Source organism: Streptomyces sp. NPDC058008 (assembly GCF_042886395.1).
In the GTDB taxonomy this organism is placed as follows: Bacteria; Actinomycetota; Actinomycetes; order Streptomycetales; family Streptomycetaceae; genus Streptomyces.
This window is the reverse complement of the sequence record NZ_JBHVQX010000026.1, coordinates 21,561-47,906: the sequence shown is the minus strand read 5'-3', so window position 1 is coordinate 47,906 and position 26,346 is coordinate 21,561. Positions and strand designations below refer to the sequence as shown.

The window sequence follows — 26,346 nt, the reverse complement described above, 5'->3', positions numbered from 1 at the left end:
GGCACGCTTCCCCGCGGGTCTCCCCACGGGGGGCGCGGCGCGCTTCGGCGGCTACTTCACCGCGGAGTGCCAGCTCCTGGCGAGCTCCTTGCCCGCGTTGGGCACCGACAGGCCCGGGGCCGTGAGACCGGCGGTGTAGGTCTTGGCGTCGTTCAGGACGAGGTTGTTCGAGCCGGCTGCTGCGGGCAGGCCCACCTTGAGGTCGATCGCCCAGCTGAGGATGCCGCCGAGACCGCAGCCGCTGGCCTTCGGCACCGAGAACTGGCTGTCGCCCTGGGCGGCGCCGGACAGGGCGATCTGGATCATCGACCCCTCGTCCGGGTTCGCCGAACCGTCACCGTTGAACCGGGAGGCGGAGAAGGTGGGAGCGCTGAGGTTCCCGGGGCGCAGCAGCACCGGGTTGCTGCTGCTTCCGATGTAGCAGTTGGAGCCGAGCAGCGGGTTCTCCAGGCGGATCTTGACGGGCAGCTTGACGATCGGCCCGGAGGATATGCCGGCGACCAGGCTGAAATCGGTCGGCGTGCCGGCCGATTCCACGGTGGCGGTCACCTTGTTGAGGGTGGCGTCGGTGATCTGGCCGCAGACGGCCGAGACGACGGGGACGTTGCTGGGGCACATGATGCCGAGCAGCCCGCCGGGGATGGTGGTCTTCCCGCTGACGATGGATCCGGCCGCGGGCGGGACGACCGTGTAGGTCCCTTCGGCGGGGTGCTGGATGACGCCGAACTGCAGGTTGGTGGACCCCGTCGTCGCCGTGGTGTTGCCCAGCTTGATCGTCCCGTTGGGCGAGGTGGACGTCACGCACAGCGCGACGTCCGTGTCGCCGTCCGTCGCGAGCATGGCCGGGGCGTCCACCGGACAGCGGTCGAAGGGGGCCCAGGAACCGTTCAGCTGGGTGGCCGCCGCGGCCGCGCCGGCCGGGGTGGCGGTCAGTGGCATGACCAGTGCCGCGGATGCCGCGACGGCGCCGCCGGCCTTGATCCAGGTCTTCGAAGCAGGTCTCATTGTTCCCTCAATTCGTCAACGGCTCGGGTGAGGTGCTGTGGTCGTGCGAGGGGCACCGGCGGGTGCTGCGCGGTCAGCGGACCGCCACGGGCACGTCGACCGGCTCGTACTCGTCCGTGCAGACCGCGCCTTCGGAACCCGGCACGTGCTGCTGGGCGGCGCAGGGTGCGCCCTGTACCTGTTTGACGTATCCGGGCGCACCGGACAACGAGGCGGTGAAGATGCTGTCGAGGTCCTCGCCGGCTCCGCACCCGCTGAACGGGGGTAGGGTCACCGACCCCGTCAGGACGCCACCCGTCGCCAGGGTGTAGCCCGTCGTGACACCGTCCTTCGCCGTCATCCTGCCTTCCAGGGACAGGGTGAAGGGCTTGCTGGTACGGCAGTTGTCACCCACGTCGAGGGGAACGCCGTTCACCTCGACGTCGCGGAGCCGGAGCATGAGATCGAGGTCGATGGTCGTCACGCCCGTGTTCGTGAAGTCGGACCAGTCGACCACCAGGTGCGACTTCACGTTGTAGTCCGGAGTCCCCTCGGCGTCCGTCCCCGGGGGGATCTGCGTCATCTCCAGGGTCGCTGTGGTCGGCATGAACCCGAAGGTCAGGAAGGTGCCCGAGGTGGGTGGCAGCTGGGGTTTGCCCCGGTAGTCCAGCACAGCGGTCGAGTCCTGGTAGATGTGTGTGAACCCCGGCTCGGAGAGGTCGACGCGGGTCGGTCCCTGCGAGACCTGTGTGCAGGCGAGGGGGAACTTCGTCGCCCCGTCGAGCTTGGCCACGTTGGCGTAGCCGGTGACGTAGGCGTTCAGGTTGAGATCGTCCTCGACGTCGCCGACGCACGGAGGGGCGTCGGGGGCAGCGGGGTTCTTCGCCCTGGCGCCGACCTCGGGCACCGCCTCGTCGTCCGCCGTCTCCTTCTCGGCGGGTCCGGACGCGGGTGGGGCCGACGCGGACGCGCCGTCTCCGGCGCCCTCGCCGTCCCCGACCTCCGTCTTCGCCAACTGCGTCGGCTGATCCGGGTCCGCGGAGCAGTCCAGGGAGATGGCCGGTGGTTCCGCGGGAGTGCCCTGGGCGGTCTCCAGGGCGAGCTCCACCGAGAGGGCGTCCGCGTCGAAGAGCAGGTCGCCGGACCCTTCGGGCTTCACGTACGGGACGGAGCCCGACGTGGTCAGCGAGAGTCCGCCCTCCGCCGGGACGGGCACGGCCTCGGCCGTCGTGCCGATCCACTCCGCCCGCGCGTGCCGGCCCTGCTGGGACACGTCGACGCCGAGCCTCAGCTCCGCGCTGACGCGCGCCGCCGTGGAGCCGTCCGGCAGGAGGATCGCTCCCTCCGGCAGGGTGGCCTCCAGGACGACGTCCTCGGGCTGTATCACCTGTCCGGGCTGCGCGGATTCGGGCAGTTTCGCGCTGATCCCGACCTTCACCGGCTGCTCACCCTGCGGCAGTTCGCACGTGTAGGCCAGCTCCAGGTCGATCTCCTGCACACCGGCTGCGGCCTGTGCACCGGGGACCATCCCTCCCAGCAGCACCGCGGTGGCCACCGCGGCACCGCGCACCGTGCGCCTGCGTGCTCCTGTCATACGGCTGCCCTCACTGTCGGTGTTCCCCTTCGGACGGACGTGCGTGACGGCGGCTCCCGCTCCCGGGGGGCGGGCGCACGACCGGATCACGGAGTCTGCACGACGGCGGGTCCGGCCGCACCCCTCCCGGCCGGTGGGCGACCGTCGGCCGGACGGTGTCCGGGGCCGGTCGGCGCCGGAGGCCCCCCGGCCGCCGCACCGGGGGAACGGCTCGGCCGATCGGGGCCGGCCGGGAGCCGTACGTACCCGCGGGGCCGCCCGCGGGGCGCGGGACCGCACGGCGGGCGGCCCCGCCGTACGGTCCCGGCTCACTCCTTACCGGCGTGCGGCCGGATCAGGGGGTGTAGACGATGGTCGGCTTGGTGGTGCCTCCGCTCGGCGTGACCGCGTTGTAGTTGGCGGTGTAGGTCGGGTTGTTGCCCACAGCCGCGATACCCGCGCAGCCCGAGGTGACGGTGGCGACGGTCAGCTTGTAGGTGGCGTTGTTGCTGACCGCCAGCACCCCGGTGGAGTTGGTGTAGGTGGCGGCGACGTCACCGGTCACGGTGAAGGTGCAGGTGAGGACCTTCAGCGTGGCCTTCACCCCGGAGATGTACCCGCTGGTGACGCCGGCGCTGTAGGTGTTCGCGTTCAGCTTCCACGCGGTGGAGGTGTCGGCCGTCGGGGTCACCGGGCCGAACGGGCTGGTGCAGCCGCTCCAGGTCAGCGGAGCGATGGTGCCGACCTGCACGTTCGTCGTGCCGGAGGCGGAGGCCAGGTTGCCCGACGCCGCGGAGGACGTACACGTCATCGGGACGCCGTTGAGGACGAGGGTGACGGTGCCGGAGCTGGCCGAGAACGTCTCGGGGGAGCTGGGGCCGACCGTCCACGTCGGGGCGGAGACACCTGCGGAGGCGGTGGTGGCCCCGAGGGTGACAGCGGCCGCGGCGGCACCGGCCGCCAGGGCGATCTTTCCGAGGGAGTTGCGCACAGTGAGTTCCTCCGATTCGGCAGTGCGGGCGCACTGTTGCGGGGAAGGCACTCGCATTCCTGCAAAGGCGCAGGGAGTGCCGCGAAGAATCGTGTTACGTGGGGGCCGTGCTGCTCTTTCAGCCACACACGTTCTGTGACAGGGCGTGACGTTACTTGTGGGAAACTTTCAGCACAATCCCGTCGGTCAAGATTGGTTCGGCGAGTTTTTTTCCTCGTCAGTACGTCACTAATTCGCCCGGCGCACTTGTCACTTGGTGCGCAAAATCGCCGGGAAATGTCGCGTGGCGCCTGGATCACCCGACCCGGTACGCGCCCGCCGCGGTGCGAACGGCGGAGACCGGGAGTCCGGGCGAAGGGCGCGGGTACCGTCCCCACGGGCGGCCGGCGGCGCGGCCGCGGACCACTCCCGGCCCGGCTCACGGCCGAAAACATTGTCCGGAAGTGAGCATTTACCGCCCCACCTGCACCGGAGCCCCACAACAGGGCCACGGTATGTGCCCCTTGCACTTCGATCTTGTCCAGACAGTGTGCACCCCGCCCGACTTGGTCTATCTTCGGCGCCGATGTTGGTATACACCTGTCGGTCCGTGGGAGCGCTCTCCCCCCACCTGCTCCTTCCACGCCGGGCCCGGGATTAGCAAGGGGACGGTCATGCCGAGACTCATCCAGCCGCTGGACACCGGAGACCCGCTGGGGCCCCTCCCCCAGGAGTTCGCCGCGATCATGCGGCCCGAACTGCCGAGCCTGATCAAAGAGATAGGCATGGAAGTGACCCGCGCCTATCCGGAGTACGCGCGGCTGCTGAACGGCCCCAACGGCACGTCCATCCGCCTGGGTGTGGAGCAGAGCCTCTCCTCCTTCGTCGACCTGGTCGCCGAGCCCTCCTCCCCCACGGTCCTGCGCGACGACATGTGCCGGCGGTTCGGCAGGTTCGAGGCGTACGAGGGGCGCACCATGGACGCGTTGCAGGGCGCGTACCGACTGGGCGCGCGGGTCGCACTCCGGCGGGCGAAGAAGGTGGGCCGGAGCTACAACTTCTCCCCCGCGCTGATGCTCAGCTTCGCGGACGCGCTCTTCGCGTACGTGGACGAGCTGGAGTCGCTGTCCCGCGAGGGCTATCTGGAGGTGCAGGCCCAGTCCGACCAGCAGAGCGAGGCGGTGCGCCGGCGGCTGCTGCACCTGATCCTCACGGGAAGACCGGTGCCCCGCAGCGCCATCGCCGAGCTCTGCGAGCAGACCGGCTGGACGCTGCCCGAGCAGGTCACGCTCGTCGCCGTACGCGCTCCCGCCGGCCTCGACCGGATCAGCGCGGACCACGACGTCCTGATCGACCCCGGCGACCCGCAGCCGCATCTGCTGGTCCCCGGACCGATGGACGAGGCGCGCAGGGAGATGCTGGAGCGCACCGTCCCCGGCGGCGGCGTGGCGATCGGGCTGACCGTGCCCACCGCGCTCGCCGCCGACTCGATCCGCTGGGCCCGCCGTGTCCTGGAGCTGGTCGACGCGGGGGTGATCGACCATCAGCCGGTCATCCTCTGCGAGGACCACCTGGTCACGCTGTTCCTGCTCTCCGACCCCGCCCTGCTGGACCAGCTCGCCGCGCGTGAACTCGCCCCCGTCTCCGGCATCAGCACCACACGGCGGGAGCGGCTGATCGAGACGCTGCGGATCTGGCTCGACACCCGCGGCACCGCCGCGCAGATGGGCGAACTCCTGGCTGTGCACCCCCAGACGGTCCGCTACCGCATGCGCAGCCTGGAGGCCATCTTCGGTGAGCAGCTCACCGACCCGGAGAGCCGTTTCTCCACCGAAGCGGTGCTGCGTGCCACGCGGTTACGCGCGCGCGGGGGCCAGTCCCTCAGCTGATCTCGCATCATATTCCTTGAAACAAAGTCAACTTACTGCCACGTAACGCGAAATAGACGGTCAGTCCCAAACGGTTGCGCCACGGAGACGTTCTCAACGAGAAACCCGGAACTGCGTCCCGTTACATAGGGAGGAGCGGCGGCCCACCGGCCGTCGCGGAGCACCACCTCCTGGCCAACCATCCGAGAGGGAACCCCCCATGACCGCCTCGCACCTCCTCGTCCCCGTACCGATCCCCGACCGGGTCGCCGCCCTGATCGGGGCCTGCACCCCGCCGCACATCCTGCAGGCGGAGTTCGACGCCGACTGCGCCGCCCGCGAGGTGCGCAGGTTCCGGGGGCCGAGGCTGGGCGTCGAGGACCAGGCCGACCGCGAGCAGGCGCTGTCCGAGCTGGCGCGGGCCAACAAGGTGCTGTGCGCCCACCACCCCCGTCTCGCGGTGCTGCCGAACGGGGCCTGGTGACGCTTCTTGCGCGGCGGCGGCGGCCGCCTTACCTTACCCAGAAGTAAGTTTACTCTGGAGTAAGGATTTGGCGTGGCCGACAACAGCAGCGGCGACCTCACCGGCGAACTGGCCGGGCTCGACCTCACCGCCGTATCGCCCCAGGAGTTCGCGCGGATCGTGAAGGGCCTGACCGCCCGGCAGCTCGGCGAGGTCATGCACGGCGACCTGCGCACCCGGGTGCTGGGCGAGGTCTTCGGCCGGATGCGGCAGCAGTTCCGCCCGGAGGCGGCCGGTCCGCTGAAGGCGCTGATCCGCTGGAAGATCACCGGCGAGAGCGAGCAGGTCTACGAGACCTCCATAGCCGACGGCGCCTGCACGGTGAGCGCGGGCCGCTCCGACGCCGAGCCCCGCACGACGCTGGTGATGGGCGACGCCGATTTCCTCAAGCTGGTCTCGGGCAACGGCAGTCCCGTGACGATGTTCATGATGCGCAAGCTGAGGATCGCCGGCGACGTCGGCCTGGCCTCCGGCCTGACCCGCTACTTCGACATCCCGAAGGCCTGAGCCCATGAGCCACTTCTCCCTCGCCCTCACCGAGGAGCAGCAGGATCTGCGCGACTGGGTGCACGGCTTCGCCGCCCAGGTGGTACGCCCCGCGGCCGCCGAGTGGGACGCCCGGGAAGAGACCCCGTGGCCGGTCATCCAGGAGGCGGCCAGGATCGGCCTGTACGGATTCGAGTCGCTCGCCGACATGTACGGCGACCCGAGCGGGCTCTCCCTCCAGATCGCCAACGAGGAGCTCTTCTGGGGTGACGCCGGCATCGGCATGGCCCTGTTCGGCACCTCCCTCGCGGTCGCCGGAATCTTCGCCTCCGGCACCCCCGACCAGCTCGCCGAGTGGGTACCGCAGTGCTACGGCGACGAGGACGACCCGAAGGTCGCCGCCTTCTGCGTCTCCGAACCCCAGGCCGGCTCCGACGTCTCCGCGATGACCACCAGGGCCCGGTACGACGAGGCCCGCGACGAGTGGGTGCTCTCCGGCCAGAAGGCGTGGATCACGAACGGCGGGATCGCCGGGGTGCACGTGGTCGTCGCCTCGGTCGACGGGTCGCTCGGCGCCCGCGGGCAGGCCGCGTTCATCGTGCCGCCCGGCACGAAGGGCCTGGAGGCGAGCCGCACCATCAAGAAGCTCGGCCTGCGCGCGTCGCACACCGCGGACGTCTTCCTCGACGGCGTACGCGTGCCGGGACACTGCCTGCTGGGCGGCAAGGAGAAGCTGGACGCCAGGCTGGCGCGTGCGCGCGAGGGCGGCACCGCCAAGGGCCAGGCGGCCATGGCGACCTTCGAGGTCAGCCGCCCCACGGTGGGTGCGCAGGCGCTCGGCATCGCGCGGGCCGCCTACGAGTACGCGCTGGAGTACGCCGGGCAGCGCGAGGCGTTCGGCAGGCCGATCATCGAGAACCAGTCGATCGCGTTCGCCCTCGCCGACATCCGTACGGAGATCGAGGCCGTCCGGCTGCTGATCTGGCAGGCGGCCTGGATGGCCCGCAACGACCGGACCTTCGACGCCGGCCAGGGCTCCATGTCCAAGCTGCGGGCCGGTGAACTGGCCGTCTCCGCGACGGAGAAGGCGGTCCAGATCCTCGGCGGGGCCGGGTACAGCAGGGAGCACCCGGTGGAGCGGATGTACCGCGACGCCAAGATCTACACCATCTTCGAGGGAACGAGCGAGATCCAGCGGCTGGTCATCGCCCGGGCCGTCTCGGGACGCCACATCCGCTGACGCCCGACTGCGGCGCCCCGGCCGGACGGGGCGCCGCGCGAGACCCAACCTCCTTTTAAATCACGGGACTTCAGCCTTCCACTGTGCGTCAATTGGCGTAGACCGGGGGCTCGCCGATGTCATACAACTGGGACCACCGACCGAGTCGTCACCGTCTCGCACCCGTGGGGAGACCGCCATGTCCGCCGAAGCCGCACACCACTGGGTCGTGGTGCTGGACATCGAGAACTTCAGCTCCCGTCCCGATCCGGTCCAGCGCTCCCTGCGCGCCGGGATGTACGAGGTGCTCCGCGAGGCGGTCCTGCGGGCCGGACTGCCGGCCGGCGACGTGGTCACCGAGGACCGTGGCGACGGCGTCCTGATGATCGTCCCCGCGACGGTCTCACCGATCGTCCTGGCCGGGCCGTTCGTGCACGCCCTCGACGAGGAACTGCGGCAGAAGGCCGTCGTGTACGCGCCCGCCCACGCGATGCGGTTCCGGGTCGCCCTGCACCAGGGGATCGTCGCGCGGGACGGTGAGGGATGGTCCGGGGACGCGGTCAACACCGCCTGCCGGCTGGTGGACGCCGGGCCGTTGCGCGAGGTGCTCGCCGCCGCGCCCGCGTCGCGGATGGTCTTCGTCGTGTCGGACGAGATCTACCGGGCCGTCGTCCGTCACGGGCACCGCTCCGTGGACCCGGCGGCGTATCTGCCGATGCCGTTCCGCACCAAGCACGGGGAGCTCGTCGGGAGCTGGGTGACGGTACCCGGATCCCCGGCTCCCCCCGGCCTCCCCGCCGCGTCGGCGGAGCAGGGAGGGCAGGGCGCGACGGACACCGGCGCGCAGGAGGGGACGGCCGCCGGCCGGCGGCCCGCGGGCGGTGCGGGCATCAGCGTCGGAACCGTGCACGGGGACGTGTTCCAGGGCGACAAGACCGTCAACGTCCGTACGACGGGCCCGGTCCGGCCATGACCACCACGACGGCGGCCGGTACGGGGGGCGGGCCGGGCGGGGCGGCGGGTGGTACCGCTGCCCCGCCCGGCCCGGCACAGCCGGCGGCGCCGGGTGGCGGGGCACCGGCCCCGGACGGCGCGGGCGCCGGACAGGGCGGGGGCACGGGTGGCGCGCCGGGCGAGTCCCCCCGGTCGGGCCCGGGGTCCGAGTCCTTCGACGCCACCGGCCGGATGGGGCAGGGTTCCCTGCGCCACGACCGGGTGCGCAACGCCTTCGCCAACGTCGAGGGCGACGTCGTCGGCGGTGACAAGTACGTCCTTCTGCTGGGCGGGGACCGGCGGCGCCTGCGCACCCTCTCCCCGCTCGTGGCGGAGCGGATCCGGTTCGCCTACCAGGAGCCTCCCGGCCTGCCGGCCGCCCGCGAGGCGCTGGCGGGCCGTCATCTGCTGATCCTGCGCGGCGCACCCGGCTACGGGAAGACCGCCATGGCGGTCCGTCTGCTCCAGGGCATGGGGGCCACCACCACCTACCACCTGGACAGCGACGTCGACTTCGGCTCCCTCGCCGACCTCCTGGAGCGGGGCACCGACTCCGTCGAGCAGGGTGCGGCCTTCCTCCTCGACCAGCCGTCCGCCGTCGGCGCCCTGCGCGGCGAGGCCTTCGAGAAGATCCAGGGCGCGCTCGCCCTGGCGGGCGCGTGGCTGGTGATGACCGTCTCCAGCACCTCGGTCGCGGACAGCGAACTCCTCACGGCCGTCGTGGACGTCACCGAGGCGCCCAGCCAGCGCGGCATCGTCTCCTCGCACCTGCGCTGGCGTCTGGGCGACACGGTCCGGGACCGGCTGCTCACCGACTCGGAGGTCGCGCGTTCGCTGGCCGCGCTGCGGGACGCGGACCCCGCGTGCAAGCAGGCGGCCGACCTGGCGGTCGCGATCATCGAGGAGTGGGACGCCGGCTGGCAGAACCCGGAGAACATCGGCAGGCGCCTCGCCCGCCACGCCGACGAGGACTTCGACATCTGGGTGGAGGGCCTGCGGGAGCCCTCCGTACGGAGCCTCGCGCTGGCCCTCGCCGTCCTCAACGGCCTCCCGCAGGAGTACACCGCCACCGCGGCCCGGAATCTGCGCGAGCGGCTGGAGGACGACCGTCCGCACGTCCTGATGGCCGGGCCGGACGGCCGGCTGCCGCGCGTGGAGGACCCGTTCGCCGCCGCGCGCCGCACCCAGCTGATCAGGCTGCGCGCCCAGGACACCGGCAAGGCGGACGGCGAGCCGGGCCGGTCGCTGGAGTACAAGGACCCCGCCTATCCCCGCCGGGTCATCCAGCACGCCTGGACGCAGTACGAGATCCAGGAGGAACTGCTCGCCTGGCTGGCCGGCCTGGTCGTGGACCCGGCGGAGGAGGTCCGGATCTACGCGGCCGCCGCGCTCGGGGTGATCGCCGCGGAGTCGTACACCTATCTCTGCGACCAGCTCCTGCACACCTGGGCGGACAGCGACAACTGGATGTACCGCGACGCCGTCGCCTACGCGCTGTGCGTCGCCTCGAACGAGCCCTGGATCGCGGAGCGGTCGGACATCCTGGTGCGGGGCTGGTTCGCGGACCGGAGCCGGCCCTTCGCGCAGGCGACGGCGGCCCGCGTGTACGGCATGCGCGAGGACCCCGGGCCCGCGGTCGCCGCCCTCGTCCGCCTCGCCGTCGTCGACCGGCAGGCCGTGGCCGTGGCGATCGGCCGCAGCCTGACCGATCTGGTCGTGCAGGACATCCGGACGATGGTGCTGGCCCTCGCCGCCCTCCACGAGGCGTCCGCCGATCACCACAGGCGGCCGACGGCACTCCTCGCCTTCCTGATCGTCGCGGCCCAGGTGGTGGTGAAGAAGGACAAGTGGAACACCGGCGGCTCGGTGGACGAGTGGCCGGCCCTCCTCTTCCTGGCGCACCGCTACGAGGAACTGCGCACCCCGTTCACCGCCCTGTGGCGTGAGTCGCTCAACCAGGCGTTCTTCGGACAGGAGGCCCAGCAGGTCCTCCGTGGCTGGGCGGCGGTCGCCGAACGGGACCCGGCGCTGCGGCCCCTGTTCCGGCTGATGGTGGGCTCGATCGCGTACGGGGACCCCAGGTCCTGCCTGATCCTGCGCCGGTGCGCGGACGACTGGACCGACCGGGACGAGTTGGTTCCCCTGCCCCTGACCGCTGCCGTCGTCCACGCGCAGCTCGATCTGGAGAGTGTGTGACATGTCGGTCCAGCTGATTCTCAACAGGCAGCCGGTGCGGCGTTCCCAGCTCGCCGCGGTTCCCGGCCTTCCGCCGAACTTCGCGGTCGTGTACGCGCTGAAGACCGGTGGCTGGGAGGTCGAGTCGGCCCGGCACCTGACCGCCGCCGGCCGGCTCCAGAACAGGTACAAGCTCTGCTACGTGGTGGACCTGGGTGACCACCGGCGGACGGCCAGGCTCACCAGGACGCCGCTGACCTGCCAGGACCAGGCGCACCGGTTCGAGGCGACCATCGACGTCGGCTTCCGGGTGCACGATCCGGTGGCGGTGGTGCGGAGCAACCTCCCCGACGCGCTCAGCTCCGTCTATCCGTATCTCGTCAGCAGGATGCGGCCGCACGCGGCCCGGTTCGCGATCGAGGAGGCGTTCGAGGCGCAGACCAGGATCAACGGGGCGCTGACGCCGCCGATGGAGCTGCCCGAGGGCCTGACCCTCTACTACTGCGACGTCCAGCTCGAACCCGACCAGGCGGCACAGGAGTTCATCCGCGTACGCAAGAAGGCGGGCCGCGACTCGGAGGTGGGCGGCCTCCGGCACCGGGCCGTCATCGGGAACACCCACCACAAGGAGGCGGTCAGGACCATCGAGCAGGGGGCGCGGCTGGAACGGGACAGGCGTGAGCGGGCCGCGCTGGCCTCCGTACGCCTGGACTTCCGCGGCCTCATCCTCGAACACCTGGCGAAGCATCCGGACGACACCGAGAAGTCCATGGAACTGCTGATGCGCCTGGAGGAGAGCCGGCACCGCCGGTCCGTGGACCAGGAGGCGCGCCAGGTCGAGATGGTCCAGTTCATGATCGACAAGGGGATCGTGCGGGAGGTGGACCTGCCGGGTCTGCGCGACGGCGTCCTGGGGCCGTCGGTCGACGTCTTCGGCGGGGTGCTGCCGCCGGGGGCGGCAGCACCCACACCCCAGCTGCCGCCCGCGCCGCACCGGTTGCCGCCCACGCCCGCCTCCCCGGCGTCCCCTCCGCCGTGGGGCGGCACCCGTCCCGACGGTCCGCACCTGCCGGAGGACGGCGCGGCGCCGGCACCGGGTCCGCTGCCCGGCGGGCGGCCGGCCGCGGCCGGCCGGCTGGCCCAGGTCTACGTCGTGCTCGACACCTCGCCTGCCGCGGCCGGCTGTGCCGCCGGACTCCGTGAGGCGCTGGAGTCGCTGCGAACGGTGCTGGCCGACAGCCCGGACGTGGCCTCGGCCGTCCGGCTGTGCGTACTGGCCTTCGCCCGCACGGCCGACGTCCGGATGCCCCTCACCGAGGTCTCCGCGCGGACCGGCGTCCCCGACCTCCCGGCCGGGACCGGCCGCCTCTACGCACCCGTCTTCCGCCGCCTGCTGGAGCTCGTGCCGCTGGAGACGGAGCGGCTCAAGCAGCAGGTGGCGCACGTCAGCCGGCCCACCGTCTTCTTCCTCACCGTGGGCGAGCCCGAGGACGACGGCGCCTGGCAGGCCGCGCGCCAGGAGCTGATGGAACACCGCTACCGGCCACAGATCGTCGCCTGCGGGATCGGCACCGCCGGCCGCGCGACGGTCGCGCGGATCGCCGACCGCGCCGAGTTCGCCGTCGCGGCCGACGAGGGGCTGAGCCTCGCGGACTCGGTGGCGCGGTTCTCCGTGCTGCTGCGCGACACCGTGCTCCACCTGGGGCGCAGCGCGGCCTCCGGATCCTCGGAGCTGCTGCTGGAACGCCCCCGGGGGCTGAGCCCCGTAGAAGACGCCGAGTAGAGGGACGCGCGAGAAATGGCTGATGACCAAGGGCAGTTGCTGCCCATCTACGTACTGGCGGACGAGTCCGGCTCCATGCACCCGTACGTCGGCGACCTCAACGCGGGACTCGCCTCGCTCCACCGGGCGCTGCTCGGTGAGCCGATGGCCGCGGCGAAGGTCCGCTTCTCCGTGCTGGGGTTCTCCAACACGGTGACCGAACGGCTCGTCCTCGCCGATCTGCGGGCCGAGAACGAGCTGCCCCGCCTCTCGGCGAGCGGCGGCACGAGTTACGAGGCGGCCTTCACCGCGCTGCTCAGGCGGCTCCCCCGCGATGTGGACACCCTCAAGAGCCAGGGGTACCGCGTGCACCGGCCGGCGGTGTTCTTCCTCAGCGACGGCCAGCCCAACTACGGGGAGGCCTGGCAGGACAGGCACCGGGAGCTCACCGACCGCTCCGTGACCAAGGCGGCGCCGAACATCATCGCCTGCGGGATCGGCCAGGCGGAGGCCGGGACGATGGTCAGCATCGCCACCCAGTCCGACTTCGCCTTCGTCTCGGTGCCCGGGGCCCAGCTGGGGGCCTCCATCGCCGGGTTCTTCACCGCGCTCACCAAGAGCGTGGTGGAGTCCGGCAACGCGATGGCGTCCGGACGGCCCGAGCTGGTCGTCGAACGGCCCGAGGGCTTCCGGATCGCGATTGACGAGGTGTGAGCGTGTCACGTTTCTTCGGACGTCCGGAGGGCGGTGACGGGCCCCTGCGGCGGCCGGTTCCGGAAGACGGGCCCTCCGGCTCCGCGCACCACGCGCAGGAGCCCGGCCGGCCCCCGCTCCCCGGCCACGGTCCGCCGTCGGGCCGCCGGGTGGAACCGGCCCCGGAGGGCCGTACCCCGCCGTCCGCCGCCCCCCGGCGGCCCGACGGTGGTCCGGTCCCCGCGCGGCAGACGCGGGAGCCGCGTCTGCCGGGCTCGCACACGCCGGCGTGGTCGCGTTTCGTCTTCGGCCGTCCGACCGCCCGGTTCGAGGCCAGGCCGCCGGGAGCGGACCCCTACCGGCCCGACACCCTGTTCGACGGCTGGTCGACCCCGGAGCTGACGGTCCGGCTGGCGTCCGTGCGCGGCGACGCGCACCGGTTCGGCGGGCAGCCGCGCCAGGACGACGTGGTGGTGGCGGCGCACGAGCCGTCCGGTGCGGTGGTGTTCGCCGTCGCGGACGGTGTCTCGGCGGCTCCGCAGTCGCACGTGGGCGCGGCCCTGGCCTGCCGCACGGCGGTCTCCGACATACTGCGCCAGCTCGACGGCGGGCGGCCGGAGGTCGACTGGAAGCGGGTGGTGACGGCGGCGGCGTACCAGCTGTTCATGCGGGTGACCCGGGGCGCGGAGCCCACCCGTGAGCAGACCCGGGAGGCGCAGACCCTGCTGGCGACGACCCTGGTGACGGGTCTCGTACGGCTCACCGGGAGCGGCCGGCTGGAGGTCGGTCTGGCGCACGTGGGGGACAGCGGCGCCTGGATGCTCGAGCAGGACCGCTTCCACCCGCTGCTGGGCGGCAAGGAGGAGCGGGCGGACGGGGTCTTCTCCTCCGCCGTGTCCGCGCTGCCGTGGGTGCCGCCGCACATCGAGGGGACCTGGTACACGTTTCCCGAGGACGGGGTGCTGCTGGTGGGGACGGACGGGTTCGGTGACGCGCTGGGGGACGGCAGGGGGCGGATCGGGTCGGTGATGGCGTACGAGCTGGGCCGTCCGCCACGGGAACCGCAGGCCCTCGCGCAGCTGCTCGACTTCTCCCGTGAGACCTTCGACGACGACCGGACCTTGCTCGCCGTCTGGCCCCGCCACCGCCTCGACGAGAGCGGCGGCCCCGCGGCGGGCAGGGCCGCGGGATGACCGGGACCGCCGGGACGCCTCCCGAGGCGATGGACGTCGGCCGGATCACGAAGGGGCCGAGGTTCAACGCCGGCGGGCAGGGCTCCGTGTGGGCGGTCGAGGGCCGGACGCTGAACGGCTCCTGGCCGGTGGCGTACAAGGAGTACCACGCCAGGATCCGCCCCGGGCTGAAGGCCGATGTCCTCGCCGCGATGGCCGGCTTCGTCCCGTCCCTGCCGCACGCCACCGGTGAGTGGCTCGCCGGGTGCACCGCCTGGCCGGCGGTTCTGGTGAAGGACACCGCCGGGGTGAGCGGCTTCCTGATGCGGCAGATCCCCGGGCGGTTCTTCCGCCGCTTCGACTTCGACCCGGGCAACGCCCGTCCGGCGGGCTTCCAGTACCTGCTCAACCCCCCGGCCTACCTGCGGCGGGCGGGTCTGGCCGTCACACCCGGCCAGCGGTTCGAGCTGCTGCTGGACCTCGCGCGCACCCTGGTGCGGCTGCACTCCCTCGGGGTCGTGGTGGGCGACGTGTCACCGAACAACGTGCTCTTCTGCCTGGACGGTCAGGAGCCCCGGTGCTTCCTGATCGACTGCGACGCCATGGCCCTGCGGGGCAGCTGGGCGCTCCCCGCCGTGGAGACCCCCAACTGGTCCCTGCCCCCGGGCGAGCGGATGGGCGGCCCGGCGGGCGACACGTACAAGTTCGCTCTGCTCGCGGCCCGTCTCTTCTCCGGGGAGCAGGACGGCCGGGACGTGACGGTGCTGCGCGCCGCCCACCCGGCGGTGGGGCAGCTCGCCGAACGGACCCTGTCCGCCGGCCCGGCCGGACGGCCGGTACTCGAACAGTGGCTGGCCGCACTGGCCGACGCGGTCACCGCGGCGTCCGCCACGCCGGGAGGGACGGCGCCGCAGCCGCCCTTCGTGCCGCCGGCGGCCCCCGCGCCGGCCGGACGTCCCGCGCGGCCGGCGGGAGCGGTGCCCCACACACCGCACCCCGGCGGTTCCAGGGCCGGCCGGTGGCTGGTCGCCGCCGGACTCGTCGTCCTGGCCGTCGTCTACGGCCCCGCGCTCCTCGACCTGTCCGACGGGGACCAGGGCCGCTCCGGCTCCGGCGTCTCCGCCGACTCCGCCTATCCGGGCGGCGGTTCGGACCCGGGGAGCGACGAGCCGTCGGCCCAGGGGTCCGAGGAGGAACAGGCCCTGGCCCTGAGCACCCTGCTGGACCGCAACGAGGGCAACCGCAGCGATGTGGGCCGCGCGGTGAACCGGATGACCGGCTGTCCCGGACGCTCCGGGCTCAGGGAGGCCAAGGAGGTCTTCGACGGTGCGGCGGCCGAACGGGAGGAGCTCGTACGGGATCTGGAGGCACTCGGCCCGGACCTCCTGCCCGACTCCATGACGGGGGACCTCCGCTCGGGGTGGCAGGCGTCGGCCGACGCCGACCGCGCGTACGCGCTGCTGGCCGAGGCGGTGATGGACGACTGCACGTCCACGGCCGTGATGTCCTCGTCCCACTGGCGCGACGCGTCCCGCGCCAGCACGCGGGCGACGCGCGCGAAGAAGGACTTCGTCTCGGCCTGGAACCCGCTGGCGGAGCGGCACGGGCTGGCCACGATGTCCTGGGACGAGGTGTGACCCCGGCCTCCGCCCGCCCTGTCCGGCGGGGCCGGCGGGTCCGGACCGGGAGGGCGGAGGCCGGGCCCGGTCCGCGCCCGGTCGGCTCATGGGCTGTGCACCCTCCGGGAGGCCGCTCGGCCCGGCTCCGGCACGATCCGTGAGGCGGCTTCCAGCTCCGCGCACGCCCGCACCACAGCGGCTCTGTGCCCGGGTGCGGAGGCCTCCACGGCGATCCGCACGCGCCGCGTGTGCTCCTGCTCGACCTTCACGGTGGTGCGGTGCGCGATCCAGGCACGGAACAGGCTCGCGGCGGCCGCCGAGGCGGTGAGGACGATCGCGAGTACGGGGTCGATGGCTGCCGGCGGTGTCATGGCTCTCTCCTCGTGGGGCGGTGACCGGGTGTGCCCCAACTCTGCGAGCGGCGGGAGGTTTCCCACTAGGCTGGGGAAACTCCGGGAAACTACTGGGCAGTCGGCGATACGGGGGAGCCATGGCCGGGGGACGTCCGCCGAAAGGCGACCAGCAGCGCTACGCGGAACTGGAGGAACTGGCCGCGTGGTTCCGGCAGGCCGTGTCGGACGCCGGTTACGAGAGCCTCAACGCCGCGGTACGGGCGGAGATCGCCCACCGGAACGTCGTCTACGGGGTCTGCAACGCCGCCCGGATGGTGAAGCCGGCCGTCATCCAGTCCTTCGCCGTGGCCCTGGGGCACGATCCCGGCGCGGTCATGCCCGTATGGATCCGGGCCAGGGAGGCCATGGACCGTGCCGCGAGCGCGGCCGAGCAGGCACGGACCCCCGAGCTGCCGTCGTGGGCGGAACTGCCCCTGCCGTCCCTCATGGTGCGCAACCTGCTGGAGGCCCAGGCCAAGGCGGTGGAGCGACTGCCCTACGACATGCTGGGAGTCACCGAGCCGCCGCTCTCCGCCGTGTACGTCAGACAGCGGATCCGGGTCCCGGCCGAGGCGGGCGCCGGCGTGCCTCGCAAGGGGACGCCCATGGGCGACGGTCCCCCCGTGCCCGCACCCGCGGCGGCTTCCCGGCACACCAGCCCGCAGCGCGCCGAGAACCAGCTGCCCGTGTCGAAGGCGCTGGTGCGGCACAGCCATCTGCTGATCACCGGCGAGCCCGGTGCCGGGAAGTCCACGTTGTCCAGCCACCTCGCCTGGTCGCTGTCACGCATCTGGCTGCGGGACGACACGAGCCTCGACGCTCCGGTCGCCGAGCCCGTGATCCCCGTCAGGGTCGCCGCGCGCACGCTGCTCGGCGAGACGGGCTCGTGGAGCGCGGTCCTGTGCCGGGCGGTGTGCCGCAGCCTGGGGCACAGCCTGATCACCGAGCCCGACGCCCGGCTCTTCCGCGGTCGCGTGCAGGGGGCGCGCTGGATGGTCCTGGTCGACGGCCTGGACGAGGTCGCCGACCTCGCCTCCCGGGCCGAGGTCATCAGGATGATCGCGCTGCACGCCCGGACGGACGGGGACTACCGCTTCGTCATCACCAGCCGTCCGCTGCCCGACGGGGAGCTGGCCCCGCTGCGCGGCGCGGCTGTGGGTGAGTACACCATGGAGCCCTTCGGTGCCGAGGAGCTGAAGGACTTCGCCGGCAAGTGGTTCGCCGCCCAGCACGAGGACAAGGCGTCCGCGCGGGCCGCCGGTGAGCGCTTCCTCGACGAGGTGACGGACGGACGGCTACAGGAGCTGGTCCACAACCCGCTGCTCGCCACCATCGCGGCGGTCACGTCGACCGTCGACCCCACGAGCGCGCTCCCGACCAACCGCCTCGCCCTCTACCAGCGCTTCTTCGACCATCTGCTCACCCGCCGCGACGGAGGACGGGCGGACCTGCGCCGCCGCTACGCCTCCGAGCCGGAGCGCCTGGCCCTGCACCTCTGGCTGGACGGGGAGAAGCGCCGGCTCCTCGGGGAGCTCGGGCACCGCCGGCTCGAGGGCGAGGAGTCGCTCTACCAGGCGGCGCTGGACTGGGTCCGCGCGCACGGCCGCGAGCACCTCGCCCTGGACGGCTGGCAGACGGAGGTCAGGGACTTCCTGCGAGGAACGGGCCTGCTCGTCCAGGAGCAGCACGACTACCGTTTCCTGCACCACTCCTTCGCCGAGTTCTTCGCCGCCCGCTCGTACGCGGAGCTCATCGGGCCCGACTTCCCCGGCCTGGAGTCCTGGATCCTGCGGGCCTTCAACAAGGAGAAGCAGACCCTGGCCATGTTCGTCCTGTGCCTGTGGGCGGAACGGAAGGAGTGTCCGGCGGACCGGATCGCCGGCCAGTTGCTCACCGGGACGGCCGGCGGGCACGACCGGCCCCTGCTGGCCGGTCTGCTCCTCGCCGAGGGGGCCCGCTTCGGCGAGGAGAACCGCGGGCGGCTGGTCGACCGGCTGGAGAGCATCGGCCGCTGCGCCCGGGACGAGGAGGACCAGAAGGACGCCTTCGCGGCACTGGGCGCGCTCGGCGGGGAACCCGGTGTGCTGGAGCGGCTGGAGCGCATCGCACGCGGTGAGTTCCTGGAGGGCGGGAAGCGGCTGCTGGCCGTGGAGGCGTTCAGCCGCCTGGGTCCCGCGGAGGTGACGGAGGAACTCCTCGGCGCGGTGCTGAGCACGGTGTCCGGGTGGCTCGACAGGGCCGCCCGGGTGGCCGTCGCCCTGGGCGACCGGGCGCGGGAGATGGTCCGGAGACGGGCCTGGGAGATGGCGGCGGAGCCCGGTGAGAACGGCTGGCAGCTCTCCTGCGCGGCGGAGGCCCTCGTCCTGATGGAGATGCGCGAGGACACCGTGCGCCTCGCCCGCAAGGTCCTGGAGGACCCGTCCTCGGGGCAGGCCTCCTTGCAGCGGGCCGGTGAGGCGTGGCTCACCGCGATGCCGGACGCGGCGCCGCAGCTCGCCGACATCGTGCTGGCCTGGCCGCCCACCGACCAGACCAGCCACATGGCCGTGGGCAAGGTGCTGGAGAAGTCGGGCGAGATCGAGGCCGCCGCCCGTATCGCCCTGTCGCTGCTCAGGTCGCAGGCCACGGGCACGCGCACCACGGAGTGGGCGGCTTCCCTGTGGGCGACGGCGTACGGCCAGGAGTCCAGGCCGGAGATCGAGGCGGCCTTCGAACGCAGCGGGAGCGACGCGGGCCACTACCTGTGGGTCCCCGCGCACCTGCGGAGCGCGCTGATCGGCCTGGACGACGGGACACGAGCCGGGGACTGGGCGCGCCAGGTGCAACAGGACGGCCACTGGCAGGCGTTGGGAACCGGCTCGGTGGTCGCGACCTGGCTGGCGGCGGAAGGACTGTCCGCCGTCGACACGGTCATGGAACGTCTCTCCCGGGGCAGGGCGCTGGCCCCGGCCGACCGTTCGACCCTGGCCGAGGCGCTCCTGGACAGTGGGGCACGCGCCGAAGCGGGCGAAGTGGCCGAGCTCGCGCTGCGCACCCCGTACTGCTCCCGTTCCGAGTACGAGCAGGCCGCGCGGGTCCTGCTCAAGGCGGGGGGCGAGGGTGCGGCCGACCGCTTCCCGGAGATCTGGGACCGGACTCCGGCACTGGCCGACGACTCCGACTGGCTCCAGGGCGTCCTGCAGGTGCTGCCGCAGGAGGAGGGCCACCTGCGGGTCACGGCCGAGCTCGCCCGCCGGCTCGTGGCGCTGCCCGCGGGCGCCGAGGCCGACGTACTCCGGGGGTTGCGGGTCGTGCTCTCCCTCGAAGGCGGCGGCGCGGCGGACTTCGTGGTGGACACCGCCCTGACCCACCCCTGGGCCAAATGGTTCCAGGTGTGCGACATCGCCATGGAACTGGCGGCTCTGGGCGAGCGGGAGGCGGCCCTGCGTCTGTGGAGGCACGCCCTCGGTCTTCCGACCCCGCCGGAGAACTGGGAGCTCGCCCTGCTCATCGACATGCAGGCCGCCGGGATGGAGGCCGAGGCCGCGGCCCGTATCGAGGAACTCGTCGAGGCCCCGGCGACACGGCCGCCCAGGCGGCTGCGGCTGCGGCAGTTGCTCGCCTGGCTCGACGCCGGCAGGCAGACGCCCCGCCCCGGGACCGTGCCCCGGCAGGGCGCGGACACCCCGTCGCCCGTGGAGGGGACCACGGCGTAGCCGGCGTGCCGTCACGCGGCGGTCCTCGCACCGGCCGGAGGGCGGCCCTGGCCGCCCGTCGCACGGCTAACGCCCGGAAGCGGTCAGCCGTTTCAGCTCGTCCGGCCGGTCGAGGGTCAGCCGGGTGCGCCCGGTCGTGACCCAGCCGTGCCCGCGCCACTGCTCCAGGACACGGCTGACCGTGCGCCGTGAGCTGAGGACGAGGCCGGCGAAGTCGTCCTGGGACAGCGGCAGGGCGATGAGGACGGCGCCGTTCGGCTGCGGGCGGCCGTACTCCGCGCCGAGTTCCAGGAGCAGTGCGGCGAGTCTGGCCTGGACGGCTTCGGACCCGGCGGCAGCCCGGTGGCCGTCCGACTCGCGCAGCCGCTCCGAGAGCACCTGCTGGAGGGCGAACGCGATCGAGGGCACGGACCCGGCGGCGGCGCGGAACGCGGACGACGGGATCGTCAGGGCTTCGACCGGGGTCAGCGACGTGAGGGTGGCCGAGCGTGGTCCGCCGTCCAGGGCCGCCTGTTCGCCGATCAGGTCCCCGGCCCTGCGGATGGCCAGCACGGCCTGGTAGCCCGCGGCGGAGCCGGCCGCGACCTTGGCGCAGCCGCGCCGGATGACGAGCAGGTGGTCGGTGAGGTCGTACTGGCGCAGCAGGGTGTCCTTGGGCCGGAAGGTCACGGTGCGGCCGGCGGAGAGCAGCCGGGACCTGGCGTCGTCGTCGAGCAGCGACCAGAAGGGCATCCGGCGCGGGCGGTGGCGTGGTGTGCTGTCCACAGGGGCCGTTCAGGCGAGCACGAGGGCTGCGGCGACGAGCAGGCTGCCGGCGACGGCCGCGAGCAGGGACTGCTGGACGCGCCGGTGCTTCGTCCAGGTGATCGCGCTGATCACGACGAGCTGGCGGCTGAGGGTCGGCAGGGCGTCGGTTCCGGCGAGCCGGCCGGCGAGATCGTCGGGGGCCCAGTGGCGCAGATGGCCGTAGAAGAGGAACTCGTCCGGCCCGGGGGCGGGCGAGCGGCCCTGCCCGTTGTGCCGCGGCAGGACGACGAGGACGGCGAGGATCGCGGAGAGACCGATGAGGACCACGCCGGCCCAGAGCACGAACGCGGCGGGCCCGCTCACCCGGTCGAGGGCGCGGCCGTCGCCGGCCAGCGCGGCTATGCCGGCGAGGGCGGCGGATTCCAGGGCCAGGGCGAAGGACGCCTTGGCGTCGACGGCGCGGGTCGACTCGTTGAGCGCGGCATGGATCCGCCAGGCCGTTCCCACCGCCCGGGCCTGAGACTCTTCCTGCGACACTTCAGATCCCCCGATCCTCGAAGCCTCCGCCACTATAGCCAGCCGGCGGGCCCGATCGGCCGCCCCGACCGGACTCGTGACGAACGGACCTGGGGCGCGGACCCCGGTCCGGCCCGGTGGCCGTCCCCCGCCGGATCCGGGGGCCGGCTGCCGGGCCGGGGGTTCAGACGCCGACGGGGGTGAACCGTACGGGCAGCGACGCGGGGCCCCGGGTGAAGACGCCCACCTCGGCCGGGCTGAAACCGTCGGCGAGCCGCAGCTCCGGCATCGCGTCGAGCAGTTGGTTGACCCCGGTCTCGACCTCGGCCCTGGCCAGCAGCGCGCCCACGCAGAAGTGCCTGCCCAGGGCGAACGCCAGGTGGTCGGCGGCGGCCGAGAACGCCGTGGTGCTGGTCAGGTCGTCGCGGAACAGGTCGAAGCGGTCCGGGTCGGCGTACCGGGCCCCGTCCCGGTTGGCCGACCCGATCAGGCAGGTCACGGTGGCGCCGGCCGGGACGGTGCCGCCCGACAGCTCCACCTCGCCGACCGTCTGACGCATGATCATGTGGACGGGCGGGGTGTAGCGGAGCGTCTCGGCGAAGGCCCGGTCGACCAGGGAGCGGTCCTGGCGCACGGCGTCGAGCTGCTCGGGGTGGGCGAGCAGGTTGGCGAAGACCGAGGCGATGGCCTTGTCCGTCGTCTCCCCGCCGGCCGCCAGCAGGAGGCTGCAGAACGCCTTGATGTCCTCGTCGCTCATCCGCACCCCGTCCACCTCGGCGGCGCAGAGCGCGGAGAGCAGGTCGTCCCCGGGTTCCTCCCTGCGCCGCTGGATGACCGGGATCATGTACCGGGCGAACTCCTGACGGGTGCGCTCCCCCGCCGCCGCGACCCCGGGGTCGCCCGCGAGGTTGCCGAGGAAGGCGATGACGTTGGTGTACCAGCCGTGGAAGCGCTGGTGGTCCTCCCGGTCGAGCCCGAGCATGTCGGCGATGACCAGGACGGGGAAGCGGGTCGCGAACGCCCCGACGAGGTCGGCCTCCCCGGTGTGCCGGAAGGCGTCGATGAGCTCGCGGGCGTTGCGCTCGATGACGGGCAGGAACTTCTCCTGGAGGTCGGCGCCGCGGAAGGCCGGGGCGACCAGGGCCCTGCGCACGGCGTGTTCCCTGCCGCTGAGCTGGAGGATGGTGCGCCCGTGGACGGGTTCGAGCTGCCAGTCGTAGTTCTCGGTGGTGAACTCCTGGGCCCGGTCCTTGAAGACGCGCTCGACGTCCTCGTACCGGGAGACGAGGTAACTCCCCGTGGCCTCGTGGTGGATCAGGGGGGCGCTCTCGCGCATCGTCCGGTAGGCCCCGTAGGGATCGGCGGCGAAGGCGGGCGAAAGAATGTCTGGCGGTGACGAAGCCTGGGACACGTGTGACTCCTGTGGGGCAGAGATCAGCTGCTTCATGACGGCGAACGGGCAACGCCAGCAAGGTTATTGACGGTCAGCCCGATATCGATACCCCTGGGAGTGTCCTTGATCCCCCTGCCCGGAGCACCACGCCCCTCCGTCCTGTTCGTCACCGATCTCGCCTACGAGGCGCGCGGACGCCGCTACTGCGACGAGGACATCTTCCTCACCTCCCGGCTGCGCGAGAGCTTCGACGTCGCACTCTGTCACCCCCGGGACGCGGCGGCGCTGCTGGACGGCTTCGACGCGGTCGTCGTCCGCAACAGCGGGCCGGTCCTGCACTACCGGGCGGCCTACGACGCCTTCCGGGCCCGCGCGCGGGAGGCGGGGGTCCGGGTCTGCAACACGCTCGACGGCCGGGGGGACATGGCGGGCAAGCAGTACCTGGTCGATCTGAGCAGGGAGGGCTTCCCGGTGATCCCGACCGTGGACCGTGCGGCGGACCTCGGGCTGCTCCCCCGGTCGGACGGGTACGTGGTCAAGCCCAAGCTCGGCGCGGACTCGGTCGGGCTGAGGTTCACCGAGGAGCCGGAACTGCCCGGGGACGCCGACGGCACGCTGCTGGTCCAGCCCCGGATCGACTTCCGCTACGAGGTGTCCTTCTACTTCGTCGACCACGACTTCCAGTACGCCCTGCACGCGCCGGATCCCGAGCGCCGCTGGGTGCTCGAACCCTACGCGCCGGCCCCCGGGGACCTGGACTTCGCACGCCGCTTCGTCGAGTGGAACACGCTCACGCACGGCATCCAGCGGGTGGACGCCTGCCGGACCCGGGAGGGCGGCCTGCTGCTCGTCGAGCTGGAGGACCTCAATCCGTACCTGTCGCTCGACCGGGTCACGGAGGAGGTCCGCGAGGCGTTCGTGGCGCGGATGACGGAGTGCGTACGGGACCTGCTGGCCTGACCCGGACGGCCCGCGCCCGCATGCGTGAGGCGGGGCCGGGTGTGAGGGTGCAGGGGTGACCACTGCCAGCGAGACCCCACCCGCCGCGCAGAGTGCCGCAGCGCCACCCGTCCTGGATCCCCGGCGCCGCAACATCGTGTTCGCCACGATCGTGCTGGGGATCCTGCTCGCCGCGCTGGACCAGACGATCGTGGGGACGGCGCTCCCCACGATCGTCTCGGACCTGGGCGGCGCGGAGCACATGTCCTGGGTCGTGACGGCCTATCTCCTGGCGGAGACCGTGGCCACGGTGCTGGTCGGCAAGTTCGGTGACCTCTTCGGCCGGAAGCTGATCTTCCAGATCTCGGCCGTCATCTTCATCACCGGCTCGTTCCTCTGCGGCCTCGCCTCGGACATGCTGCTGCTGATCATCTGGCGGGGTCTTCAGGGCATCGGCGCGGGCGGGCTCATGGTCACCTCCATGGCCCTGATCGCCGATGTCATCCCGCTGCGCGACCGAGGCAAGTACCAGGGGGCGATCGGTGCGGTCTTCGGCGTCGCCACGGTCGTCGGACCGCTGCTGGGCGGACTGTTCACCGACCATCTGACCTGGCGCTGGGCGTTCTACGTCAATGTGCCGATCGCGGTCGTCGTGGTCATCGCCGCCGCCCGCAACATCCCCTCGGTGCGCGCGGCCGGACGGCCGGTCATCGACTACCTGGGCATCGCGCTGGTCGCGGCCGGCGCCAGCGCGCTGATCCTGGGCACGAGCTGGGGCGGCAACGAGTACGCCTGGGGCTCCCCGGTCATCATCGCCCTCTTCGCCGGCGGGGTCGTCGCACTGGCGCTCTTCTGCGTCGTGGAGACACGGGCGAAGGAGCCGATGCTGCCGATGCGGCTGTTCCGCAACCCGGTCTTCGCGGTCTGTTCCGTCCTGAGCTTCATCGTGGGCTTCGCCATGCTCGGCGCGATGATCTACCTGCCGACCTATCTGCAGTACGTCGACGGGGATTCGGCCACCCTGTCCGGGGTACGGACCCTGCCGCTGGTGCTGGGCCTGCTGGCGGCCTCGATCTTCAGCGGCAACGTGGTCAGCAAGACGGGCCACTACCGTTCCTTCCCCGTCGTCGGTTCGCTCGTGATGGCGGTGGGGCTCTACCTCCTGTCCCGGATGGGCCCGGGCAGCGGGGTGTGGCGGGAGTCGCTGTTCATGCTGGTGCTGGGCATCGGCATCGGACTGTCGATGCAGGTGCTGACGATCGCCGTGCAGAACACCGTCGACTACGCGGACCTGGGCACCGCGACGTCCGGGGTGACGTTCTTCCGCACCCTGGGCAGCTCGTTCGGCACGGCGGTGTTCGGCACGATCTACGCCAACGCGCTGCGGCCGAACCTGACGCGGGGCGTCGAGCAGGCGGCCCGCGCGGGCGGCGATCCGGCGACCCTGGCACGGGTCGCGGAGAGCCCGCAGGCCGTGCACCGTCTGCCCGCGGCGCAGACGGCGCCCCTGGCCCAGGCGTACGCGGACACACTGCACACGGTGTTCCTCTGGACGGTGCCGGTGGCTCTGCTGGGCTTCGTCGTCTCGCTCTTCCTGAAGCAGGTGAAGCTGCGCGACAGCGCGCGGGCGGGTTCGACGGACATGGGCGAGGGCTTCGCCCAGCCGAGCACCGGGGACGCGGCGAAGGTACTCGAATCCGCCGTGGCCAGGATCCTGCGCCAGGCGGGTCCCGACACCGCCCGGCGGATCGTCGTGGAGTCCGACACCAGGCTCGACACGGCGGGGGCCTGGGCCGTGATGCAGGTCGACCTCTTCACCCGGATGGTGGGCCACGCGGGACTCGGGCTGATCGCCGCCCGGCACCGGATCCCCCCGGAGGTGCTGGTGCCCGTCTTCGACCGGATGATCGAGGAGGGGTACCTCACCGGGGACGGCCGGCTCTTCACCCACACGGCGGCCGGCAGCCGTGAAGCGGCGACGATCTCGTCGGCCTGGGGCCGCTGGCTCAACGAGCGGCTGGCCGAGGACGGGGCCAGGCCCGACGACCGGCAGCTGCGGGCGGCGGTAGACGTGATCGCCAAACGGCTGCTCGCGGAGGACCTGGAGCAGCAGCTGGCACCGCCCGAGCGGGTGGCGGCCCCGGTCTGACCGGGCGGCCTACCCGGCGTGGAGCGCGGCCTCGTAGACCCACGCGCCCCGCTCCCGGACGAAACGGCTCCGCTCGTACAGCGAGCCGGGCCCGGCGCCGTCGGTGTAGTGGGCGCGGAAGGTGACCGTGCCGGTGGTGTGGAAGGCGCTGCCCTCGGTGGTCGCGAGGACCTCCAGCCGCTCCCAGCGCGTCGCGGGGTCGAAGTCGACGGCCGGCGGGCGGGCCGACGGATGCCAGGTGCGCAGCAGGTACCCGGCGTCCCGGACGACGAAGGCGGCGTACCGCGAGCGCATCAGCGCCTCGCAGGTGGGGGCCGCGGCCGTGCCCGCGTGCAGCCGGCCGCAGCACTCCCCGTAGGCGGCCGGCAGCCCGCACGGGCACGGGGCCTGCGGGGTGACCCGCGGGGAGCCCTCCTGCGGAGCGGCCGGGCGGCGGGGGCGTGGGGTACGTCGTGACATGCGTCCATTGTCGCCTGCC

Annotated in this window: 21 protein-coding genes; 13 read left to right on the top strand and 8 right to left on the bottom strand. The window is 72.6% G+C overall.

Annotated features, from left to right (window positions below; translation table 11 throughout):
• Nucleotides 1–51: 51 nt before the first annotated feature.
• The 3 genes from ACFVS9_RS24720 to ACFVS9_RS24710 form a co-directional block, all read right to left on the bottom strand.
• A complete protein-coding gene (locus ACFVS9_RS24720) occupies nucleotides 52–1,005 on the bottom strand; it encodes a hypothetical protein (RefSeq protein WP_383114261.1) in 954 nt (317 codons plus the stop codon).
• Between the two features lie 73 nt (nucleotides 1,006–1,078).
• On the bottom strand, nucleotides 1,079–2,578 hold the full coding sequence (locus ACFVS9_RS24715; RefSeq protein WP_389935502.1) for a DUF6801 domain-containing protein: 1,500 nt from the start codon (nucleotides 2,576–2,578) through the stop codon (nucleotides 1,079–1,081).
• A 334-nt stretch (nucleotides 2,579–2,912) separates the two neighbouring features.
• The gene (locus tag ACFVS9_RS24710) at nucleotides 2,913–3,548 is read right to left on the bottom strand and encodes a hypothetical protein (protein ID WP_383114259.1); all 636 of its coding nucleotides are present in this window, start codon (nucleotides 3,546–3,548) and stop codon (nucleotides 2,913–2,915) included.
• A 653-nt stretch (nucleotides 3,549–4,201) separates the two neighbouring features.
• On the opposite strand from ACFVS9_RS24710, the gene ACFVS9_RS24705 reads away from it, so the two are divergent.
• The 10 genes from ACFVS9_RS24705 to ACFVS9_RS24660 all read left to right on the top strand — a co-directional run bounded on the left by ACFVS9_RS24705 (nucleotide 4,202) and on the right by ACFVS9_RS24660 (nucleotide 16,055).
• Entirely contained in the window at nucleotides 4,202–5,416 is a 1,215-nt protein-coding gene (locus tag ACFVS9_RS24705; protein ID WP_383114258.1) for a PucR family transcriptional regulator, read from the top strand.
• 199 nt (nucleotides 5,417–5,615) lie between these two features.
• A complete protein-coding gene (locus tag ACFVS9_RS24700) occupies nucleotides 5,616–5,879 on the top strand; it encodes a hypothetical protein (RefSeq protein ID WP_383114257.1) in 264 nt (87 codons plus the stop codon).
• 72 nt (nucleotides 5,880–5,951) lie between these two features.
• A complete protein-coding gene (locus ACFVS9_RS24695; RefSeq protein ID WP_383114256.1) occupies nucleotides 5,952–6,425 on the top strand; it encodes an SCP2 sterol-binding domain-containing protein in 474 nt (157 codons plus the stop codon).
• Nucleotides 6,426–6,429: 4 nt separating this feature from the next.
• Entirely contained in the window at nucleotides 6,430–7,644 is a 1,215-nt protein-coding gene (locus ACFVS9_RS24690) for an acyl-CoA dehydrogenase family protein (RefSeq protein WP_383114255.1), read from the top strand.
• 178 nt (nucleotides 7,645–7,822) lie between these two features.
• Nucleotides 7,823–8,596, top strand: coding sequence for a hypothetical protein (locus ACFVS9_RS24685; protein ID WP_389935497.1), 774 nt, complete (start codon nucleotides 7,823–7,825; stop codon nucleotides 8,594–8,596).
• Nucleotides 8,593–10,812 carry a hypothetical protein gene (locus ACFVS9_RS24680; RefSeq protein WP_389935494.1) on the top strand — a complete coding sequence of 740 codons (2,220 nt, stop codon included), beginning with the start codon at nucleotides 8,593–8,595 and terminating at the stop codon, nucleotides 10,810–10,812. The genes ACFVS9_RS24685 and ACFVS9_RS24680 overlap by 4 nt, the downstream gene beginning before the upstream one ends.
• A gap of 1 nt (nucleotide 10,813) precedes the next feature.
• A complete protein-coding gene (locus ACFVS9_RS24675) occupies nucleotides 10,814–12,574 on the top strand; it encodes a hypothetical protein (protein WP_383117028.1) in 1,761 nt (586 codons plus the stop codon).
• 15 nt (nucleotides 12,575–12,589) lie between these two features.
• On the top strand, nucleotides 12,590–13,267 hold the full coding sequence (locus ACFVS9_RS24670; protein ID WP_383117027.1) for a hypothetical protein: 678 nt from the start codon (nucleotides 12,590–12,592) through the stop codon (nucleotides 13,265–13,267).
• 2 nt (nucleotides 13,268–13,269) lie between these two features.
• Nucleotides 13,270–14,439, top strand: a complete 1,170-nt coding sequence (locus ACFVS9_RS24665) for a protein phosphatase 2C domain-containing protein (RefSeq protein ID WP_389935491.1) — start codon at nucleotides 13,270–13,272, stop codon at nucleotides 14,437–14,439.
• On the top strand, nucleotides 14,436–16,055 hold the full coding sequence (locus ACFVS9_RS24660) for a hypothetical protein (protein WP_383117025.1): 1,620 nt from the start codon (nucleotides 14,436–14,438) through the stop codon (nucleotides 16,053–16,055). The genes ACFVS9_RS24665 and ACFVS9_RS24660 overlap by 4 nt, the downstream gene beginning before the upstream one ends.
• 86 nt (nucleotides 16,056–16,141) lie before the next feature.
• Here ACFVS9_RS24660 and ACFVS9_RS24655 read toward each other — a convergent pair whose 3' ends face one another.
• Nucleotides 16,142–16,408 (bottom strand): hypothetical protein, encoded by a 267-nt coding sequence (locus ACFVS9_RS24655; protein ID WP_383117024.1) that lies wholly within the window; start codon nucleotides 16,406–16,408, stop codon nucleotides 16,142–16,144.
• Between the two features lie 119 nt (nucleotides 16,409–16,527).
• Between ACFVS9_RS24655 and ACFVS9_RS24650 the strand changes: the two genes are divergently transcribed.
• Nucleotides 16,528–20,124 carry an NACHT domain-containing protein gene (locus ACFVS9_RS24650; protein WP_389935488.1) on the top strand — a complete coding sequence of 1,199 codons (3,597 nt, stop codon included), beginning with the start codon at nucleotides 16,528–16,530 and terminating at the stop codon, nucleotides 20,122–20,124.
• 66 nt (nucleotides 20,125–20,190) lie between these two features.
• On the opposite strand, the gene ACFVS9_RS24645 is transcribed toward ACFVS9_RS24650, so the two are convergent.
• From ACFVS9_RS24645 to ACFVS9_RS24635, 3 genes are all read right to left on the bottom strand, one after another.
• On the bottom strand, nucleotides 20,191–20,889 hold the full coding sequence (locus ACFVS9_RS24645; protein WP_383117022.1) for a Crp/Fnr family transcriptional regulator: 699 nt from the start codon (nucleotides 20,887–20,889) through the stop codon (nucleotides 20,191–20,193).
• 9 nt (nucleotides 20,890–20,898) lie between these two features.
• Nucleotides 20,899–21,408 (bottom strand): Pycsar system effector family protein, encoded by a 510-nt coding sequence (locus tag ACFVS9_RS24640; protein ID WP_383117021.1) that lies wholly within the window; start codon nucleotides 21,406–21,408, stop codon nucleotides 20,899–20,901.
• A gap of 163 nt (nucleotides 21,409–21,571) precedes the next feature.
• Complete coding sequence (locus tag ACFVS9_RS24635; protein ID WP_389935484.1) at nucleotides 21,572–22,798, bottom strand: cytochrome P450; 1,227 nt, start codon at nucleotides 22,796–22,798, stop codon at nucleotides 21,572–21,574.
• Between the two features lie 114 nt (nucleotides 22,799–22,912).
• On the opposite strand from ACFVS9_RS24635, the gene ACFVS9_RS24630 reads away from it, so the two are divergent.
• Both ACFVS9_RS24630 and ACFVS9_RS24625 read left to right on the top strand, forming a co-directional pair.
• Nucleotides 22,913–23,740, top strand: coding sequence for a hypothetical protein (locus tag ACFVS9_RS24630; protein WP_389935585.1), 828 nt, complete (start codon nucleotides 22,913–22,915; stop codon nucleotides 23,738–23,740).
• Nucleotides 23,741–23,795: 55 nt separating this feature from the next.
• Nucleotides 23,796–25,868, top strand: coding sequence for an MDR family MFS transporter (locus ACFVS9_RS24625; RefSeq protein ID WP_383117019.1), 2,073 nt, complete (start codon nucleotides 23,796–23,798; stop codon nucleotides 25,866–25,868).
• A 9-nt stretch (nucleotides 25,869–25,877) separates the two neighbouring features.
• On the opposite strand, the gene ACFVS9_RS24620 is transcribed toward ACFVS9_RS24625, so the two are convergent.
• Entirely contained in the window at nucleotides 25,878–26,327 is a 450-nt protein-coding gene (locus tag ACFVS9_RS24620) for a YchJ family protein (RefSeq protein WP_389935481.1), read from the bottom strand.
• Nucleotides 26,328–26,346: the final 19 nt, after the last annotated feature.

What these genes read in the sequence shown, in the direction of transcription:
- ACFVS9_RS24655 (WP_383117024.1), bottom strand. Translation starts at nt 16,408, where the DNA reads ATGACACCGCCGGCAGCCATCGACCCCGTACTCGCGATCGTCCTCACC.
- ACFVS9_RS24675 (WP_383117028.1), top strand. Translation starts at nt 10,814, where the DNA reads ATGTCGGTCCAGCTGATTCTCAACAGGCAGCCGGTGCGGCGTTCCCAG.
- ACFVS9_RS24620 (WP_389935481.1), bottom strand. Translation starts at nt 26,327, where the DNA reads ATGTCACGACGTACCCCACGCCCCCGCCGCCCGGCCGCTCCGCAGGAG.
- ACFVS9_RS24690 (WP_383114255.1), top strand. Translation starts at nt 6,430, where the DNA reads ATGAGCCACTTCTCCCTCGCCCTCACCGAGGAGCAGCAGGATCTGCGC.
- ACFVS9_RS24720 (WP_383114261.1), bottom strand. Translation starts at nt 1,005, where the DNA reads ATGAGACCTGCTTCGAAGACCTGGATCAAGGCCGGCGGCGCCGTCGCG.
- ACFVS9_RS24650 (WP_389935488.1), top strand. Translation starts at nt 16,528, where the DNA reads ATGGCCGGGGGACGTCCGCCGAAAGGCGACCAGCAGCGCTACGCGGAA.
- ACFVS9_RS24685 (WP_389935497.1), top strand. Translation starts at nt 7,823, where the DNA reads ATGTCCGCCGAAGCCGCACACCACTGGGTCGTGGTGCTGGACATCGAG.
- ACFVS9_RS24670 (WP_383117027.1), top strand. Translation starts at nt 12,590, where the DNA reads ATGGCTGATGACCAAGGGCAGTTGCTGCCCATCTACGTACTGGCGGAC.
- ACFVS9_RS24660 (WP_383117025.1), top strand. Translation starts at nt 14,436, where the DNA reads ATGACCGGGACCGCCGGGACGCCTCCCGAGGCGATGGACGTCGGCCGG.
- ACFVS9_RS24705 (WP_383114258.1), top strand. Translation starts at nt 4,202, where the DNA reads ATGCCGAGACTCATCCAGCCGCTGGACACCGGAGACCCGCTGGGGCCC.
- ACFVS9_RS24680 (WP_389935494.1), top strand. Translation starts at nt 8,593, where the DNA reads ATGACCACCACGACGGCGGCCGGTACGGGGGGCGGGCCGGGCGGGGCG.
- ACFVS9_RS24700 (WP_383114257.1), top strand. Translation starts at nt 5,616, where the DNA reads ATGACCGCCTCGCACCTCCTCGTCCCCGTACCGATCCCCGACCGGGTC.
- ACFVS9_RS24715 (WP_389935502.1), bottom strand. Translation starts at nt 2,578, where the DNA reads ATGACAGGAGCACGCAGGCGCACGGTGCGCGGTGCCGCGGTGGCCACC.